At 68.2% G+C, this 15280-nt stretch carries 10 protein-coding genes, 4 tRNA genes and 1 pseudogene; 6 read left to right on the top strand and 9 right to left on the bottom strand.

The genetic code is table 11. The annotated features are described in order from the left end of the window. Window positions 1–13: 13 nt before the first annotated feature. Both D456_RS0112025 and D456_RS0112020 read right to left on the bottom strand, forming a co-directional pair. The gene (locus D456_RS0112025; RefSeq protein WP_017576429.1) at window positions 14–1387 is read right to left on the bottom strand and encodes a sensor histidine kinase; all 1374 of its coding nucleotides are present in this window, start codon (window positions 1385–1387) and stop codon (window positions 14–16) included. Continuing rightward, window positions 1384–2049 carry a response regulator transcription factor gene (locus D456_RS0112020; protein ID WP_017576428.1) on the bottom strand — a complete coding sequence of 222 codons (666 nt, stop codon included), beginning with the start codon at window positions 2047–2049 and terminating at the stop codon, window positions 1384–1386. The genes D456_RS0112025 and D456_RS0112020 overlap by 4 nt, the downstream gene beginning before the upstream one ends. A 160-nt stretch (window positions 2050–2209) precedes the next feature. Between D456_RS0112020 and D456_RS0112015 the strand changes: the two genes are divergently transcribed. The 3 genes from D456_RS0112015 to D456_RS0112005 all read left to right on the top strand — a co-directional run bounded on the left by D456_RS0112015 (window position 2210) and on the right by D456_RS0112005 (window position 5909). Then, window positions 2210–2902: a PepSY domain-containing protein gene (locus D456_RS0112015; RefSeq protein ID WP_017576427.1), complete on the top strand. Its 693-nt coding sequence runs from the start codon at window positions 2210–2212 to the stop codon at window positions 2900–2902. A gap of 339 nt (window positions 2903–3241) precedes the next feature. After that, on the top strand, window positions 3242–4651 hold the full coding sequence (locus D456_RS0112010) for an LCP family protein (protein ID WP_026115792.1): 1410 nt from the start codon (window positions 3242–3244) through the stop codon (window positions 4649–4651). 127 nt (window positions 4652–4778) lie between these two features. After that, window positions 4779–5909, top strand: a complete 1131-nt coding sequence (locus D456_RS0112005) for a Gfo/Idh/MocA family protein (protein WP_026115791.1) — start codon at window positions 4779–4781, stop codon at window positions 5907–5909. A 197-nt stretch (window positions 5910–6106) separates the two neighbouring features. Here D456_RS0112005 and D456_RS0112000 read toward each other — a convergent pair whose 3' ends face one another. Beyond that, window positions 6107–9481 (bottom strand): pyruvate carboxylase, encoded by a 3375-nt coding sequence (locus D456_RS0112000; protein WP_017576424.1) that lies wholly within the window; start codon window positions 9479–9481, stop codon window positions 6107–6109. Between the two features lie 780 nt (window positions 9482–10261). Here D456_RS0112000 and D456_RS27765 point away from each other — a divergent pair. The 3 genes from D456_RS27765 to D456_RS0111985 all read left to right on the top strand — a co-directional run bounded on the left by D456_RS27765 (window position 10262) and on the right by D456_RS0111985 (window position 13567). Then, on the top strand, window positions 10262–10957 hold the full coding sequence (locus tag D456_RS27765) for a TetR/AcrR family transcriptional regulator (protein ID WP_017576423.1): 696 nt from the start codon (window positions 10262–10264) through the stop codon (window positions 10955–10957). Continuing rightward, window positions 10950–11879 (top strand): ABC transporter ATP-binding protein, encoded by a 930-nt coding sequence (locus D456_RS0111990; RefSeq protein WP_026115790.1) that lies wholly within the window; start codon window positions 10950–10952, stop codon window positions 11877–11879. The genes D456_RS27765 and D456_RS0111990 overlap by 8 nt, the downstream gene beginning before the upstream one ends. Before the next feature lie 89 nt (window positions 11880–11968). After that, window positions 11969–13567 (top strand): ABC transporter permease, encoded by a 1599-nt coding sequence (locus D456_RS0111985; RefSeq protein WP_017576421.1) that lies wholly within the window; start codon window positions 11969–11971, stop codon window positions 13565–13567. 110 nt (window positions 13568–13677) lie between these two features. On the opposite strand, the pseudogene D456_RS27475 reads toward D456_RS0111985, so the two are convergent. From D456_RS27475 to D456_RS0111960, 6 genes and pseudogenes are all read right to left on the bottom strand, one after another. After that, window positions 13678–13880: pseudogene (locus tag D456_RS27475) on the bottom strand (IS5/IS1182 family transposase); the annotation flags it as partial. A 217-nt stretch (window positions 13881–14097) separates the two neighbouring features. Beyond that, a tRNA-Val gene (locus tag D456_RS0111980) sits at window positions 14098–14174 on the bottom strand. A gap of 23 nt (window positions 14175–14197) precedes the next feature. Next, a tRNA-Cys gene (locus D456_RS0111975) sits at window positions 14198–14272 on the bottom strand. A gap of 50 nt (window positions 14273–14322) precedes the next feature. Continuing rightward, a tRNA-Gly gene (locus tag D456_RS0111970) sits at window positions 14323–14395 on the bottom strand. Window positions 14396–14473: 78 nt separating this feature from the next. After that, window positions 14474–14546, bottom strand: a tRNA-Gly gene (locus D456_RS0111965). A gap of 161 nt (window positions 14547–14707) precedes the next feature. Continuing rightward, window positions 14708–15136 (bottom strand): roadblock/LC7 domain-containing protein, encoded by a 429-nt coding sequence (locus D456_RS0111960; protein WP_017576420.1) that lies wholly within the window; start codon window positions 15134–15136, stop codon window positions 14708–14710. Window positions 15137–15280 lie beyond the last annotated feature (144 nt).

Raw genomic sequence — 15280 nt, 5'->3', positions numbered from 1 at the left:
GCAGACTCCGTCCTCACGCTGTAGCGAGAGGAAGGCGGATATGAACCGAACTCCCCTCGGAGCTGCTCTCGATCTCGACCTGTCCCCCCTGCGCCCTCACCCGGGACCGCACGATCGCCAGCCCCAACCCGGCCAACCCCCCTGACTCGTTGGAGCGCGTCGTCACGAACGGCTCGAACACGTGCGGGAGCACGTCGGGATCGATTCCGCTCCCGTTGTCCGTGACCGTCAGGACTGCGGTGTCCTCTTCCACCTGGGTGGCCACGGTGACGAGCACGTCCGGTGGGTTGTGGTCGATGGCGTTGGAGACCAGGTTCATCAAGCACTGTTCCAACCTGTCCTGGTCTCCCAGTACGACCTGGGGGACGGCTTCCCGGAAAACAACGGACCGCGCGAAGGGAAGGGAGCGGACCCGGGCACGTACGGCTTCGATCAGGTCAGGCAAGAAAACCGGCCCACGGTCAGCATCGATCTCGTCGCTTCCGCGTGCTACCGCCATGAGGTCTTCCAGCACTTGTCGCAACCGGTCGAGTTCGGCGTGCACGATCTCTGCCTCGGGGCCGCCCAGCAACTCCAGGTGCCCCTTGGCGACTGCCAGTGGCGTACGCACTTCATGGGATATGGCCGCCAGATAGCTGCGTCGAGTGGTGTCGGCCCGTTCGATGCGGGTGAGCATCTGGTTGATCTCGGTGGCCAACTCGGCGATCTCGTCGTGTGTGTCCGGGACGGGTACGCGTGTGGCCAGGTCGGTCGGGCGGATCTCCTTCGCGGCCGCGGAGACCGTTCGCACCGGTGCCAGAGTGCGGCGCACCACCAACCACAACGTCGTTCCGCCCACGCCGAGACCGAGGGCCCCGGTCCCAGCGGTGAACAGCAGAACGGTGGCGGCCTTGTCATGGACCGTGTCCAAGGGCGAGGCGAGGCTGAGGACGGCGACCCGCCGCCCGGTCCCGTCGGTGACGGCGGTGTCCAGCACGCGGACCGGGCCGATGTCTGTGTCCACGGTGCGCACGGCTCCGGGCTCCGGCGCAGGTGCGTCGTCACCGCGCATGAGAGCCGCGGTTCCGGGAGGGCCGCCCGTGCTCTGCAACCGGGACCCATTGACATGCACCGACGACACATGTCGGCCCCCACTGGGGCGGATCGTCAGTGCCTGGCGCGCGGCGTCCTCGGCCTCGGGTCCCGACACCACGCCGTCCAACCCCGCGACGGCGGGCATCCGGTCTCCCAGGGCATCGCTCAGGAACTCGGTTTCTTGCTGCAACAGATCGTCGACGTCATTGCGGCCCGAGACCTGCACCAGCTCGTAGGTCAGGGCAGCGATTCCACCGATCACCAGTGCCATGACCAGCAGTGACCGTAGGACCAGGCGGCCGGCGAGTTTCATCCCGAGTCGCCGCTCAAGCGGTACCCGGCACCGCGCACGGTCTGGATACGATTCGCGCCGAGCTTGCGTCGTAGCTGGCTGACGTAGACCTCGACGACATTGGAGGCACCCTCGAAATCGTATCCCCACACCAGATCCAGCAGCTGGGGCTGGGAGAACACCTGGCCGGGATGGCGGATGAAGACCGCCAACAGGGCGAACTCCCGAGCCGACAGGGTGATGGTGGCACCGTCCACGCGAGCGACATGTGCTCCGAAGTCCAGCGTCAGGCCTCCAGCAGCCAAGGTATCGCCGCGTTCCTGGTCGCTGGTACGCAACCGGGCCCGGACTCTGGCCAGGAGTTCGTTCAGGCTGAACGGCTTGACGGTGTAGTCGTCCGCGCCGGCGTCGAGGTTCGCGACCCGGTCGCTCACCGCGTCCTTCGCGGTCAGTACGATCACCGGGACCGAAGGGCGGCGCCGGCGCAGTCTGCGCAGAACCTCCTCGCCGGGCAGGCCCGGCAACCCCAGGTCCAGGATGACCAGTTCGACATCGGAGGACTGGGCCATGACCAACCCGTCGATACCGTCGGAGGCGGTCACCACTTGGTATCCGGCGCTTTCCAGCCCTCGCTGCACGAAGGAGACGATACCCGCCTCGTCCTCGACCAACAGAATCGTCACCGCGTTGCATCCTCCTGCTCACTCGGTCCGGCCCAGCACGCAGAGGAATGCTGGGTTCACGATAAAAGAAACCTGAATGCGATTTTCAGGATGTTTTCAGGGTCCCATCATCAGGCCCGTGAATAATGGGGACCTGTCCGGCTCCACCGTATAAGGAACGATGATGCGACGACGGACGACCGTACTCGTCACCTGCATGATGGCGGTGTCGGCGGTCCTGGGCATCGGCGGATACCACTTCTCCGAGGACCCGGAACGGGCGGTCGACACGATTCGCCTCGATGGGTTCACCGGCTCCTCCTCACTTCCCGAACCCAGCGGAGAGGGGGATTCCATACCGGTCGACGGCCTGGAACAGTTGGCCGGCGAACTGCGTTCCGGCGATGATCTCGACGATTGGTACGGCGCGGGTGTCGAGGTCGACTTCGGCCCTCGTGCGTGGCTGCTCACCGACCCGGTCCTGGAGGACTTCGATGGTGATGGGACCGCTGATCCGGTCCTGGACGAGCTGCACGCTCTGAACGGGTCCGACGTTACGCTCGGTGTGCGCCACGGCTCCGACGAGGACGGGGAGCGTGACGAGTTCGGTGTGTTCACCATCAACGGGCTGCCCTTTCGAGACGCCGATGGGGGCCCGGCTCCGTGGGAGGACCCTGGGGCCCGGTCCGAAGCCGGCCGGGAAGAGGTCGGCGCCGCAGCGGAAGAGGCTGTCGGGGAGAGCTCCCGTGCCACCAGCATCGAGTGGACCGACGAGGACGGCTGGGAGGTCGGTGTGCGAAGCCCCGACGGGCGATTCTACGACGTGCTCCTCGACTTCTCCGGTGAGGTCGTGGACATTCGCTCAGGCGACTGACGGTATCCGGCACCCGAGTGAGGTGCGACGGCATCAGGCCGGGTGGGGCACCTCGTGCGGTTTTCCTGGTGTTTTCTGAAGCTCACCTGAAGACGGCCTTCAGGGCCGCTTCAGTCAGTATTCAGCCATCGCTGACATGATGGGCGGATCCTCTCGGTGCAGGAGGATATCGACCGATTCGGCTCGGAGTTACCGTGTAGGCTCCTGCGGTATTTACTTCAGGGGGTACTTCCGTGAATTAATCGCGGCTCGAAGCGGGGCCGTGTTCAGTCGTTTATTTTGACCGGCAATGGTTTTTCCTATTCCCTGTGTCCGCTTCACCGAAGGCTCTGCTACCTCATGTTCGAAGAACGCTCTGTCCGTGGCGCGTCCCGGCTGTCCACTGCGCAATGGACAGCCTGTGTCGCCACTGTGCTGGCCATCATCGTGAGTCTGGCCGGCTACGGCTGGTACCAGGGTCTGATCGGCAACGTCACGACAGCCGAGGTCGATACCGACGAGTGGGATGACCGCCCCGTGAATGTCGAGGGCCTCATGAACCTTCTTGTGCTCGGCTCCGACGTACGCACGGGCGAGAACGCGGACTACGGAGACGCGGAGGGCGAGCGCGCTGACACGATACTCATCGCCAGTATCGACGTGGACAGCGGAGCCGCCACCCTGGTGAACCTGCCCCGCGATCTCGTCGTCGACCTGCCCGGGTGCGACCCGGTCGAGGGGTACGAGGGCATGGCCCCCCAGCAGGGCATGATCAGCTCCGCCATGACCTTCGGCGGAGTGGGATGCCAGTGGAAGGTGGTCGAGGAAGCCACCGGTGTGCACCTGGACCATTTCGTCATGATGGACTTCGTCGGATTCAAGGACATGGTGGACGCCATCGGCGGGGTGGAGATGTGTATCCCCGAGCCTGTCGAGGACCCGAAAGCCCAGCTGGAACTGGACGCCGGACTCCAGGTTCTGAACGGTGAGGATTCCCTGGGGTTCGTGCGCTCACGCTACGCCCAGAGCGACGGCAGTGACCTGTCGCGCATCGACCGCCAGCAGGAGTTCATGGGCGCGATGCTGCGCGAGGTCCTCAACAGCGACATCATGGCCAGACCCGTAACCATCACCAACTTCCTCGGTGCGGTGACCGACTCCATCACCACCGACGACGGCTTGACCGTCGACACGATGACCGACCTCGCCATCTCGATGCGAGGGATCGACCTGGACCAGGTTCAGTTCGTCACGGTCCCCACCGAGGCCCACCCCGAGAACGCCGACCGCCTTGTCATGAGCCGGCCCGAGGCCTCGGAGCTGTTCGCCGCGATCAATGCGGGTGCGGACCTGACCGGCGAGCAGGACGAAGACACACAGGAGGAGCGCGAGGCCGAGTCGCCCGAGACCTCCGACGTCTCCGTCGAGGTCGTCAACAACACGGATATCGACGGACTCGCGTCGGAGATCGAGACCGTCCTGCTCCGAGAAGGCTACGAGGTCAGCGGCACGGGAAACCCCGAGACACGTGCCCCCGAGGCCACCACGATCTTCTACGGCCCCGGGGGCGGGTCCGCGGCCACGCTGCTGGCGGACTTCACCGAGAACGCCCGGATCGAGGAGGCCCAGGGCTTGGAGGGGACCCTCGAACTGGTCGCCGGAACCGACTGGGACGGCTTCGAGGAGAGTTCGGCCGCGGAAACCGACCTGTCCGTCACCGAGGACCTGGACGGTGTCACCGCCGAGGCCGAAGAGGAGAACGCCTGCTGAGGTGAGACCACGCGCCGAGGTCTGTTCAGGTCAATGTCGAAAGAGGTCCCTGTCTCGGACCGATACGCAGGAATGGCTCCTTGATCCGAAGCTCGGACCTGGACGAAGGCCCGATACGGTGCGCGCCATGGACACCTCAGACACGACACCGAGTCACTCGGCCGAACCCGGCACACCCATCGGGGTCGGGATCGTCGGCCTGGGCGCGGCTGCCGGGAGCTGGGCACGGACTGCACACCTACCCGCTCTGCGGGCCGTGGACGGCTACGAGTTGCGGGCGGTGAGCGCCGGCTCCCACGAGTCCGCGATGCGTTCCGCCGAGATGCACAGGGTGCCCCGTGCCTTCGGGAGCGCGGCCGAACTGGCTGCCGCGGACGAGGTGGACCTGGTCGTCGTCGCAGTGAAGGTCCCCCACCACCGTGAGCTCGTGAAGGCGGCGTTGGATGCGGGCAAGGGCGTACTGTGCGAGTGGCCGTTGGGCAACGGGCTCGCGGAGGCCGAGGAGCTCGCGGACCTGGCGAGCAGCCGGGGACTGCCCAACGCCGTCGGCCTCCAGGCCCGGTCCAACCCGGCCCTGGCCTACATCCGCGACCTGGTGGCGGACGGATACGTGGGCCGGGTCCTGTCGACCACGGTCGTCGGTACGGGACAGGCGTGGGGCGCCTACACCGATCCGCGCAACCGGTACCTGCTCGACCCCGCCAACGGGGCCACCCTGCTGACCATCCCCTTCGGCCACACCTTCGACGGGGTGGCCTCTGTTCTCGGTGAGCCGGAAGAACTACGGGTCGAGCAGGCACAGCGCCGGACCTCGACTGTGGACCGTGAGACCGGTGAGAGGGTCCCGATGTCCTCGCCCGACCAGGTGGTGGCTTCCGGGTGTCTGCCGGGCGGGGCGGTCGCGACCTTCCATTACCGCGGGGGGTCCTCCCGCGGCACGAACTTCCGTTGGGAGATCAACGGTACCGAGGGCGACATCGTCGTGACTGCGCCGACCGGTCATCTGCAGCTCGCACCGATCAGCCTGTGGGGCGCGCGGGGGGACGAGACCGAACCGGCCCCGCTGACCGTACCGGGCCCCTACGTCGGGGTCCCGTCGCTCGACCCCGTCTCGGACTCGGCCGCGTACTCTGTGGCGCACGCCTACCGGCAGTTCCGTGAGGATCTGCGCACCGGTACGTCGCTGGTGCCGGACTTCGCACACGGGGTCCGCCGGCACCGCAGCCTCGAAGCCCCTCCGGCCCCTGAAACGCGGTAGGACGGCCCGGGCGCCGGGTGGGTGTCACCTCGCCCGGTCCGGGCCGAGGGCGACCGCCCCGTCCGTTCGCGTCCGGAACCGTTCCGTTGCTGCGCGAGGCCGGGGGTTCGCGCCGCGCGGGCGGCGCTGCGGACGCGCCCCCGATGAGGGGCGGCCGCGGCGCCGTCAACCGGTGGCTGCTTCGAGAACGTCGGGCATCACTCCAGGCAGAGGAGCAGGTCGCCGCCCTCCACCTTCTGCACCGGGTCGGTCACCAAGCGCGTGACCCGCCCCGACACGGGCGCCGTGATCGAGGCCTCCATCTTCATTGCCTCGATGGTGGCCACTGTCGCCCCGGCCTCGACCTCCTCACCTTCGGAGACCGCCAGGCTGATCGCTCCGTCGAAGGGCGCGGCCACGTGCCCCGGGTTCGACTTGTCCGCCTTTTCGGCGGCGCGCACGTTCGAAGCCAGCGCGCGGTCCCTGACCTGGATCGGGCGCAGCTGGTTGTTGAGCATGGCCATCACCGTGCGCACCCCGCGTTCATCGGCCTCGCTCACCGCCTCCAGCTCGATGAGCAACCGCACACCCGGGGACAGGTCCACCGAGCACTCCTCGCCCGCACTCAGGCCGTAGAAGAAGTCGGAGCTGGACAGCACGCTGGTGTCGCCGTAAGCGGTCCGGTGTTCCTCGAACTCCTCGGTCGGTCCGGGAAAGAGCAGCCGGTTGAGCGTGGCCCGCCGCTCCTGGGCCAACCCGGTGCGGTCCTCCTCGGTCAGTTCCGCTGTCGCCAGCTCCCCCGGCCGCCCTTCGAGCGCCCGGGTACGGAACGGTTCCGGCCACCCGCCCGGGGGAAGGCCCAGCTCGCCGCGGAGGAAGCCCACCACGGAGTCGGGGATGTCGAACTTGCCGGGGTCGGACTCGAACTCCTCCGGGGAAACTCCCGCACCGACCAGGTGCAGCGCCAGGTCACCCACCACCTTGGAGGACGGCGTGACCTTGACCAGACGGCCCAGCATCCGGTCGGCGGCGGCGTACATGGCCTCCACGTCCTCGAAGTGCTCGCCCAGCCCCAGAGCGACCGCCTGCGTGCGGAGGTTGGACAGCTGCCCGCCCGGGATCTCGTGGTGGTACACCCGCCCGGTGGGAGAGGACAGCCCCGCCTCGAAAGGTGCGTAGACACGGCGCACCGACTCCCAGTACGGCTCCAGCTCGTTGACCGCGTCCAGGTCCAGGCCGGTGGAGCGCTCGGAGTGGTCGAAAGCGGCCACGATCGCCGACAGCGACGGTTGGGACGTGGTGCCCGCCATCGATGCCACCGCGCCGTCCACCGCGTCCGCTCCGGCGTTGGCAGCAGCCAGGTAGGTGGCCAGCTGGCCACCCGTGGTGTCGTGGGTATGGACGTGCACCGGCAGGTCGAACTCACGGCGCAGCGCCGAGACCAGCTGCTCGGCGGCCGGGGCGCGCAGCAGCCCGGCCATGTCCTTGATCGCGATCACGTGGGCGCCCGCCGCCACGATGCGTTCGGCCAGCTTCAGGTAGTAGTCCAGGGTGTAGAGCTTCTCCGAGGGGTCGGAGAGGTCGGAGGTGTAGCACAGGGCGACCTCCGCCACCGAGGTGCCGGTCTCGCGTACTGCCTCGATCGCCGGACGCATCTGCTCGACGTCGTTGAGCGCGTCGAAGATCCGGAAGATGTCCACGCCCGTTTCCGCGGCCTCGTGGACGAAGGCGCTGGTCACTTCCGTTGGATAGGGCGTGTAGCCCACCGTGTTGCGGCCGCGCAGCAGCATCTGGAGACAGATGTTGGGCACGGCTTCGCGTAGCGCGGCCAACCGTTCCCAGGGGTCCTCGGCCAGGAAACGCAGTGCCACGTCGTAGGTGGCGCCGCCCCAGGCCTCCAGCGAGAGCAGCTCGGGCAGGGTGTGCGTCACCGCTGGTGCTACCGCCAGCAGGTCCTTGGTACGTACCCGGGTGGCCAGCAGGGACTGGTGAGCGTCCCGGAAGGTGGTGTCGGTCACCGCCAGGTTCGGTGATTCACGCAGCCACCGTGCGAACCCGTCCGGGCCGAGCTCGGTCAGGCGCTGACGCGACCCCGCGGGCGGCGTCCCCGTGGGCAGCGAGGGCAGCTTCGTGGCCGGATCGATCAGCTGGGGGCGTTCACCGTGCGGCTTGTTCACCGTCACGTCGGCCAGATAGGTCAGCAGCCGGGTACCCCGGTCCGCAGAGGGACGAGCGGTCAGCAGGTGCGGGCGCTCCTCGATGAAGGAGGTCGTGATCTGCCCCGCCTCGAAGTCGGGGTCCTCCAGCACTGCCTGCAGGAAGGGGATGTTCGTGGCGATACTGCGGATGCGGAACTCCGCCACGGCTCGGCGGGCCCGGTTGAGCGCCGTGGCCAGGTTGTGGCCCCGGCAGGTCAACTTCACCAGGAGGGAGTCGAAGTGCGGGATGATCTCGGTGCCCGTGGCCGAGGTGCCGCCGTCCAGCCGGATCCCCGAGCCACCGGGGGAGCGGTAGGCACTGATGGTCCCGGTGTCGGGGCGGAAGTCGTTGGCCGGGTCCTCCGTCGTGATGCGGCACTGCAGAGCCGCACCGCGTACGTAGACGTCTTCCTGGGCGATGCCGAGGTCGCCCAGGGTCTGGCCCGAGGCGATCCGCAGCTGGGACTGCACCAGGTCGACGTCGGTGACCTCCTCGGTGACCGTGTGCTCGACCTGGATACGCGGGTTCATCTCGATGAAGACGTGGCTGCCGTCCGCGCCGACCAGGAACTCGACCGTTCCCGCGTTGCGGTAACCGATCTGCCGGGCGAAACGCACCGCGTCCTCACAGATGCGTTCGCGCAGGGCGGGATCGAGGTTGGGGGCGGGGGCCAGTTCGATGACCTTCTGGTGCCGGCGCTGGAGCGAGCAGTCGCGTTCGTAGAGGTGCACGACATTGCCCGCGCCGTCGGCGAGGATCTGCACCTCGATATGGCGCGGGGAGGTCACGGCACGTTCCAGGAACACGGTGGGGTCCCCGAAGGCTGTGGCGGCCTCCCGCATGGCGGCTTCGAGCGCGGAACGCAGTTCCCCGGGCTCCTGCACCCGTCGCATGCCACGGCCACCGCCGCCGGCCACGGCCTTGACGAAAAGGGGGAAACCGATCTCCTCCGCCTCGGCCATCAGGGCGTCGGCGTCGTCGGAAGGAGCGCTGGACTCGAGAACGGGGACGCCGGCCTCGCGGGCGGCGGCCACCGCGCGTGACTTGTCACCGGTCAGCTTCAGCACCTCGGCGGGCGGGCCGACGAAGGTGATGCCTGCCTCTTCGCAGGCGTGTGCGAGGTCGGGGTTCTCCGACAGGAAACCGTAACCGGGATAGACGGCGTCGGCTCCGGAATCGACCGCGGCGCGGATGATCTCGTCCACGGACAGGTAGGCGCGGACAGGATGGCCGGGTTCGCCGATCTGGTAGGCCTCGTCGGCCTTGAGACGGTGCAGCGAGTTGCGGTCCTCGTACGGGAAGACAGCGACGGTGCGGGCACCCAGTTCGTACCCGGCACGCAGCGCCCGGATGGCGATCTCACTCCGGTTTGCCACGAGTACTTTGCGGAACATGCCGACTTCCTCCTGGTTGGTCAGGCGTACTGCTGAGGGGACGGCCGGCGACGCTGCCGGTGACCGTGGCGAATGGGTCACGGGGCACGATAACCGCAAGGATGTACGGGTGGACGGACCGGGGCGGCCCTGACCGCTTCCCCGCGCGCCGAAGTCCGGGCACCGGCTCGCGGCCGGGACCGTGCCTTGGACAGGTGTGGTCGGACCTCCCGCGCATGAGCCTCCGGTCGAACTCGAGCGCCTGTTCTCCAGGTCCCCGGGCCTGGCCGTCTCCGGCTGTGTCTTGAGGAGTGCGCCCGTGAGGCCGACGTGCTGCTGCTCGTGACCCTCCACCGGGTTCTCCCCGAGGCCGACATCGTCCGCCCGGCCCGACCACAAGGTCGGCCGGTGCGCCTGTCCATACCCCGCCCTGACCGCCACGCCGACGCCCCGCTCGCCGCGACCGAGGTCGGCCCCGGTCGGGCTCGCCCCGGTCCCGGACCGCTACGCCTATGGCGGCGGGACCCGGTTCACCATCGGTACCCGGCGCCCCCTCACGCTGGCCGGCGAGCTGCGCGGCCTCTGCGCCCGTACGGCATCCCCCGACCGGACCACTTCAGATGCAGGCGGTCCCTGGAGCCGCTGCACCCGTGGCCACGACTCTCCGTGATGATTCAACGACAGCTCAGTCTCGAACAGGCACTACTCGAATACGCGAGCGCCGAGCTGGGGCCCTTGGCGAGAACGCGAGGCGACCGCTGTACTGTTGAACAGCCAACTGTGCCTGTGTATAGTCACGCCATGGCTGCTGCACCCCATTCCTCCGATCTCACGGGCCGCGCCCGTATCCGCAACGCCGCCTTGCGGCAGTTCGCCGAGCGTGGCTTCGCCGCGACCACCATGCGCGATGTCGCGACTGCGGCGGGTGTGTCGCCGGCCCTTGTGCAGCACCACTTCGGTACGAAGGACGGGCTGCGCGAGGCCTGCGACACGTACGCCCTCGCTGCCTACATAGACATCGCCGAACGCGGTGTGACCAAGGGCGAGCTGCCCGACGGCCACCACATCGGCGAGGAGGCCTCCTGGTTGGTGCGCTACCTCGCGCTCGCTCTGGTCGAGGATTCGCCCGCTGCCACCGCCATCTTCGAAGCACTGGTGGCGGTGACCGAGGGCCACCTGCGAACACGCGACGTCGGCGCCACTGACCTACACGCGCAGGCGGTCGTGCTCACCGCCATGCGGCTGGGCGTCACCGTGCTGCACCGCCACGTCGGCCGGGGGCTCGATACCGACGTGTTCTCCGAGGAAGGCGTGGCCCGGGTCAGCCTGGCCTCCCTCGACCTGCTGGCGCCAGGACTCGTCGACACCGACCTGGCCGAGAGCTGGCGCGCGGACCTGACCGACCTCCCCCAACGAACGGGACAGTCCGCGGACCCGAGCGAGACAGCACGCAGCACCCCTCAACCAACACAAGAGGTTCCACCTGATGATGTCTGAGGCGATATCGGTATCGGCCCTGGCCAAGTCCTTCGGTCGAACTCGTGCGCTCGACGGGCTGGATCTGTCGGTGGCCACGGGCGAGGTACACGGTTTCCTGGGCCCCAACGGCGCTGGGAAGTCGACCACGCTGCGAATCCTGCTGGGTCTCCTGCGGCACGACTCCGGCACCGCCCGCGTGTTGGGCGGCGATCCGTGGTCGCAGGCCACCGAGCTGCACCGGCGGCTGGCCTATGTCCCGGGCGATGTCACGCTGTGGCCCAACCTCTCCGGAGGGGAAGTCGTGGACCTGCTGGGACGGCTGCGGGGCGGGCTGGACCCGGTGAGGAAGGCAGAACTTCTCGAGCTCTTCGAACTCGACCCCACAAAGCGAGCGCGCACCTACTCCAAGGGCAACCGCCAGAAGGTTGCCCTGGTCGCCGCGCTCGCCTCCGATGTGGAGCTGCTTCTGCTCGATGAGCCCACCTCCGGGCTCGACCCGCTGATGGAAGCCGCCTTCAACGACTGCATCAAGGCAGAGAGCGAGCGCGGCAGGACGGTGCTTCTGTCCAGCCACATCCTCGCCGAGGTCGAGGCCCTGTGCGATCGGGTCTCGATCATCCGCGACGGCAGGACGGTCGAGAGCGGGACTCTGGCCGAGCTTCGCCACCTCACCCGTACCTCCGTCCGGGCGGAGCTGGCCGAGCCTGTCGCGGGCCTGGGCGGCCTCGCCGGGGTCCACGACCTCACCGTCGAGGGCAGGAAGGTGAGTTTCCAGGTGGACACCGAGGAGTTGGACGGGGTGTTCCGTCACCTCTCCTCCTTCGGGCTGCGCAGCCTCATCAGCCAACCCCCGACCATGGAGGAGCTGTTCCTGCGCCACTACCAAACGGAGAAGACGCCCATCGGCGGGAGTGCACAGCGGGAAGGGACGGTCCGATGACATCCCTCAACGGAGGAACCGTTCCCGCGCCACCACGGAACGGGGAAGACGCCCATCGGCGGGAGTCCCCAGCGGGAAGGGACGGCCTGATGGCCTCTCTCACCGGTACCGGGAGCCTGATCTGGTTGATCCTCAGACGGGACCGGATCCTGCTCGCGATCCTCATCGCCCTGCCCGTGCTCATCGTCGCCGGCCAGACGACCGCTTTCCAGGAGCTCTACCCCACCGCCGAGGCACGTCAGACCTTCACCCAGCAGAGCAACAGCAACCCGGCGACCCTGGGGATGCTCGGACCCATCTTCGCCTCGACCCTGGGAAGTCTGGTCGCGTGGCGGGTCGGTGTCATGGGCATGCTCCTCGCCGGGATCCCGAGCCTGCTCCTGGTGATCCGCCACACCCGCGCCGAGGAGGAATCGGGCAGACGCGAACTGCTCAGCTCCACCACCGCAGGCCGCAACGCCCCGCTCACCGCAGCCTTGGCCGCGGTGCTGGGCGCCAACCTCGTCCTGGCCGCCGCTGTCACGACCGCCCTGCTGGCCTTCGGACTTCCCCTCGCCGGCTCCCTCGTGCTGGGACTCTCCTTCGCGGGCGCCGGATGGATGTGCGCCGCCATCGGGGGCATGGCCGCCCAGATGAGCGAGAACACCGGCACGGCGAGAGGCATCTCCCTGATGGCCTTCACCGCCCTTTTCCTCCCGCGCATCGCCGGAGACGCGGCCGGTCAAGAGAGCGACTTCGCATGGCTCGCGTGGCTCTCGCCGCTCAACTGGACCCGCCTGACCAGCCCCTTCGCCGACGAGAAGTGGTGGGTCTTCGCCCTGGTCCTGGCCTTCACCGCCGCGCTGGCCGCCGCGGCCTACGCGCTCTGCGCGAGGCGCGACCTGGAGGCCGGCTTCCTGCGGCCACGGCCCGGACCGGCACAGGCCGCTCCGGGACTGCGCAGCCCGCTCGCCCTGGCATGGCGGCTGCACAGGAGCACGCTGCTGTCCTGCGCCGTCGGTTTCGCACTCATCGGTGGCTTGGCGGGAGCGGTCGCGCCGATCTCCACGGAGCTTCTGGGCGACGCGCAACCGGGGGGCGAGTTCCTCGCCTTCGCGGGCGCCGACGACGTCGGTGAAGCCTTCGTGTCGCTCATCGTCTACGCCCTCTCCGTCAGTTTGGTCCCGGCCTACGCCATCATGGTCGTATTCAGGCTCCGCTCGGAGGAAACCAGCGGGCACGCCGACTCCTTGCTCAGCGGCCCCACCCCCCGGCTGCGTTGGGCCTCGAGCCACCTGTTGATCGCCGCCCTCGGACCGGTCGCGCTGCTGGCCGCTCTCGGTCTGAGCGCGGGGTCGACCTACAGCCTCGTGAGCGGCGATGTCGCCGGGGAACTGCCGCGCATTCTCGGTTCCACGATGGCGGCCTTGCCCGCCGTGTGGGTGATGGCCGCTCTGGCCACGGCCGCCTACGGTCTGCTGCCCAGGTTCGCCGTGCTCGTCGGCTGGGGCGCGCTGGGGGTGTTTTTGCTCATCGAGCTGGGTTGGGAGGCGCAGCAAATCAGCGAAGCCGTCTTCGCCGTCTCCCCCTTCGCCCACGTCCACCCATCCACCGAGGTGGGTCCGTTCACCCTGCTCTCGCTCACCGCCGTCGCCGCACTCCTCGCCGCCGGCGGCCTGCTGGGGTTGAGGAGAAGAGACTTCGGCTGAACTGTCGGGCGATGACGGCGATGACAAGATCAGAGCACCGATCGCCACCTGCCCGGACAACCCACCGCTGGAAGGACCGACAGAACGCTCATGATCACACCATGTATCCGCTTACGGGCCAAGCGGTGGACGCTCCTGTGTTCGCGGAGCCACCGGCGCAGGTGGCCGTAGTCGTAGCCCTTGCCGACGTGGAGCTTGGCCGGTTTGCGCCGCCGGTGCCCAGGGCGGCACGTACCGGCGCTGTACCTCGCACCAGAGGTTGCAGGTCTGGGCACTCGTGCAGGTTCGCGCCGGAGAGGACCACCGAAAGAGGAGCGTGTACGCAGGGGTGAGCGAAACCCTCTGGGCGCTCCGGCCGAACGCGGGCGCCTGTTCGCCACGGCCCCCGGGGATGGAAGAGCTCTACCGTGAAGACACGGGAAACGGGCTCCCGGAGGAACCCGTTCCGATGCTGATCTCCCACACATCTCCCATGTGGGGCCCCGGACACACCAAAGGCCGGAGCCGACGGCTCCGGCCTTTGGTGATGCTGGTGGGCGATACAGGATTCGAACCTGTGACCTCTACCGTGTCAAGGTAGCGCTCTAACCAACTGAGCTAACCGCCCTCCTCGGAGGGTGATGAGGAGCATGGAGCCGGAGACGGGATTCGAACCCGTGTGCAGGGATTTGCAGTCCCTTACCTAAGCCACTCGGACACTCCGGCCTGCGAAACACGCCGGGAACCGGTGGCCGACCCCCATGCGGGCCTCGTCGAGCGGACGACGGGACTCGAACCCGCGACTTTCACCTTGGCAAGGTGATGCTCTACCAGCTGAGCTACGTCCGCGTAACGGGGAACCTCGTGGGCTCCCGCTGCCCGGCCAGTTTACACCCTCTCGGGGAGGGCTCGGACCGGCCGATCTCGAGCGGACGACGGGACTCGAACCCGCGACTTTCACCTTGGCAAGGTGATGCTCTACCAGCTGAGCTACGTCCGCGCGGCGAGTGCGAGGCCTTCCGGCTCGGGGCCTTGCGCCTCGTTCGCTGCTGTTGGAACTCTAGCCGATTCCCGGGCCGAGTGCGAAATCGGCGTTGTGGAGGGCTCTCCCGGGACCGGGGCGGCCCCACCGAGGCCCGCCCCGGATGCAGTCGGCCCGCGTCAGTTCTCGACGTGTGCGGAGGAGGGCATGTCCGGTCGGGGCGGGGCGGACAGGTACTGGCCGACGCGCTCGATGACCTTGTTCATCTCGTAGGCGATCAGACCCACGTCGCTGTCGGACTCCGACATCAGTGCCATGCAGGCGCCGTCGCCGGCCGCCGCGACGAACAGGAAGGCCTCGTCCATCTCGATGATGCTCTGGCGGATGTTGCCGGCGGAGAACTGCTTGCTGGCTCCGCCGGCGAGGCTGTGCAACCCCGAGGCGATCGCCGACAGGTGCTCGGCCGCGGAACGGTCGAGGCCGCTGGAGGTCGCCATGAGGAGGCCGTCGGTGGACAGGACGACGGCGTGTTGGGTCCCGGGTGCGCGGGTGAGCAGGTCGTCCAGCAGCCAGCTCAGTTCTCCGCGGGTGGTGCTCGGTGGGGTCATGTCTCTCTTCGCTCTGTCCGTGGGCGGGCGGGGCGGGTCGCGCAGGGAGGATGCCCGAAGTGGAGGGGTGGCACCGGTCGGTTTCCACCGTCCCCGCGTAAGCGTTGCCCGGATGATAGTCATTCGTAACTTATCCCTGCCCGG

Source organism: Nocardiopsis kunsanensis DSM 44524 (genome assembly GCF_000340965.1).
In the GTDB taxonomy this organism is placed as follows: domain Bacteria; phylum Actinomycetota; class Actinomycetes; order Streptosporangiales; family Streptosporangiaceae; genus Nocardiopsis; species Nocardiopsis kunsanensis.
This window is presented reverse-complemented; position numbering and strand designations above follow the sequence as displayed.

What these genes read in the sequence shown, in the direction of transcription:
- D456_RS0112025 (WP_017576429.1), bottom strand. Translation starts at nt 1,387, where the DNA reads ATGAAACTCGCCGGCCGCCTGGTCCTACGGTCACTGCTGGTCATGGCA.
- D456_RS0112015 (WP_017576427.1), top strand. Translation starts at nt 2,210, where the DNA reads ATGATGCGACGACGGACGACCGTACTCGTCACCTGCATGATGGCGGTG.
- D456_RS0112010 (WP_026115792.1), top strand. Translation starts at nt 3,242, where the DNA reads ATGTTCGAAGAACGCTCTGTCCGTGGCGCGTCCCGGCTGTCCACTGCG.
- D456_RS0112005 (WP_026115791.1), top strand. Translation starts at nt 4,779, where the DNA reads ATGGACACCTCAGACACGACACCGAGTCACTCGGCCGAACCCGGCACA.
- D456_RS0112000 (WP_017576424.1), bottom strand. Translation starts at nt 9,481, where the DNA reads ATGTTCCGCAAAGTACTCGTGGCAAACCGGAGTGAGATCGCCATCCGG.
- D456_RS27765 (WP_017576423.1), top strand. Translation starts at nt 10,262, where the DNA reads ATGGCTGCTGCACCCCATTCCTCCGATCTCACGGGCCGCGCCCGTATC.
- D456_RS0111990 (WP_026115790.1), top strand. Translation starts at nt 10,950, where the DNA reads ATGTCTGAGGCGATATCGGTATCGGCCCTGGCCAAGTCCTTCGGTCGA.
- D456_RS0111985 (WP_017576421.1), top strand. Translation starts at nt 11,969, where the DNA reads ATGGCCTCTCTCACCGGTACCGGGAGCCTGATCTGGTTGATCCTCAGA.
- D456_RS0111960 (WP_017576420.1), bottom strand. Translation starts at nt 15,136, where the DNA reads ATGACCCCACCGAGCACCACCCGCGGAGAACTGAGCTGGCTGCTGGAC.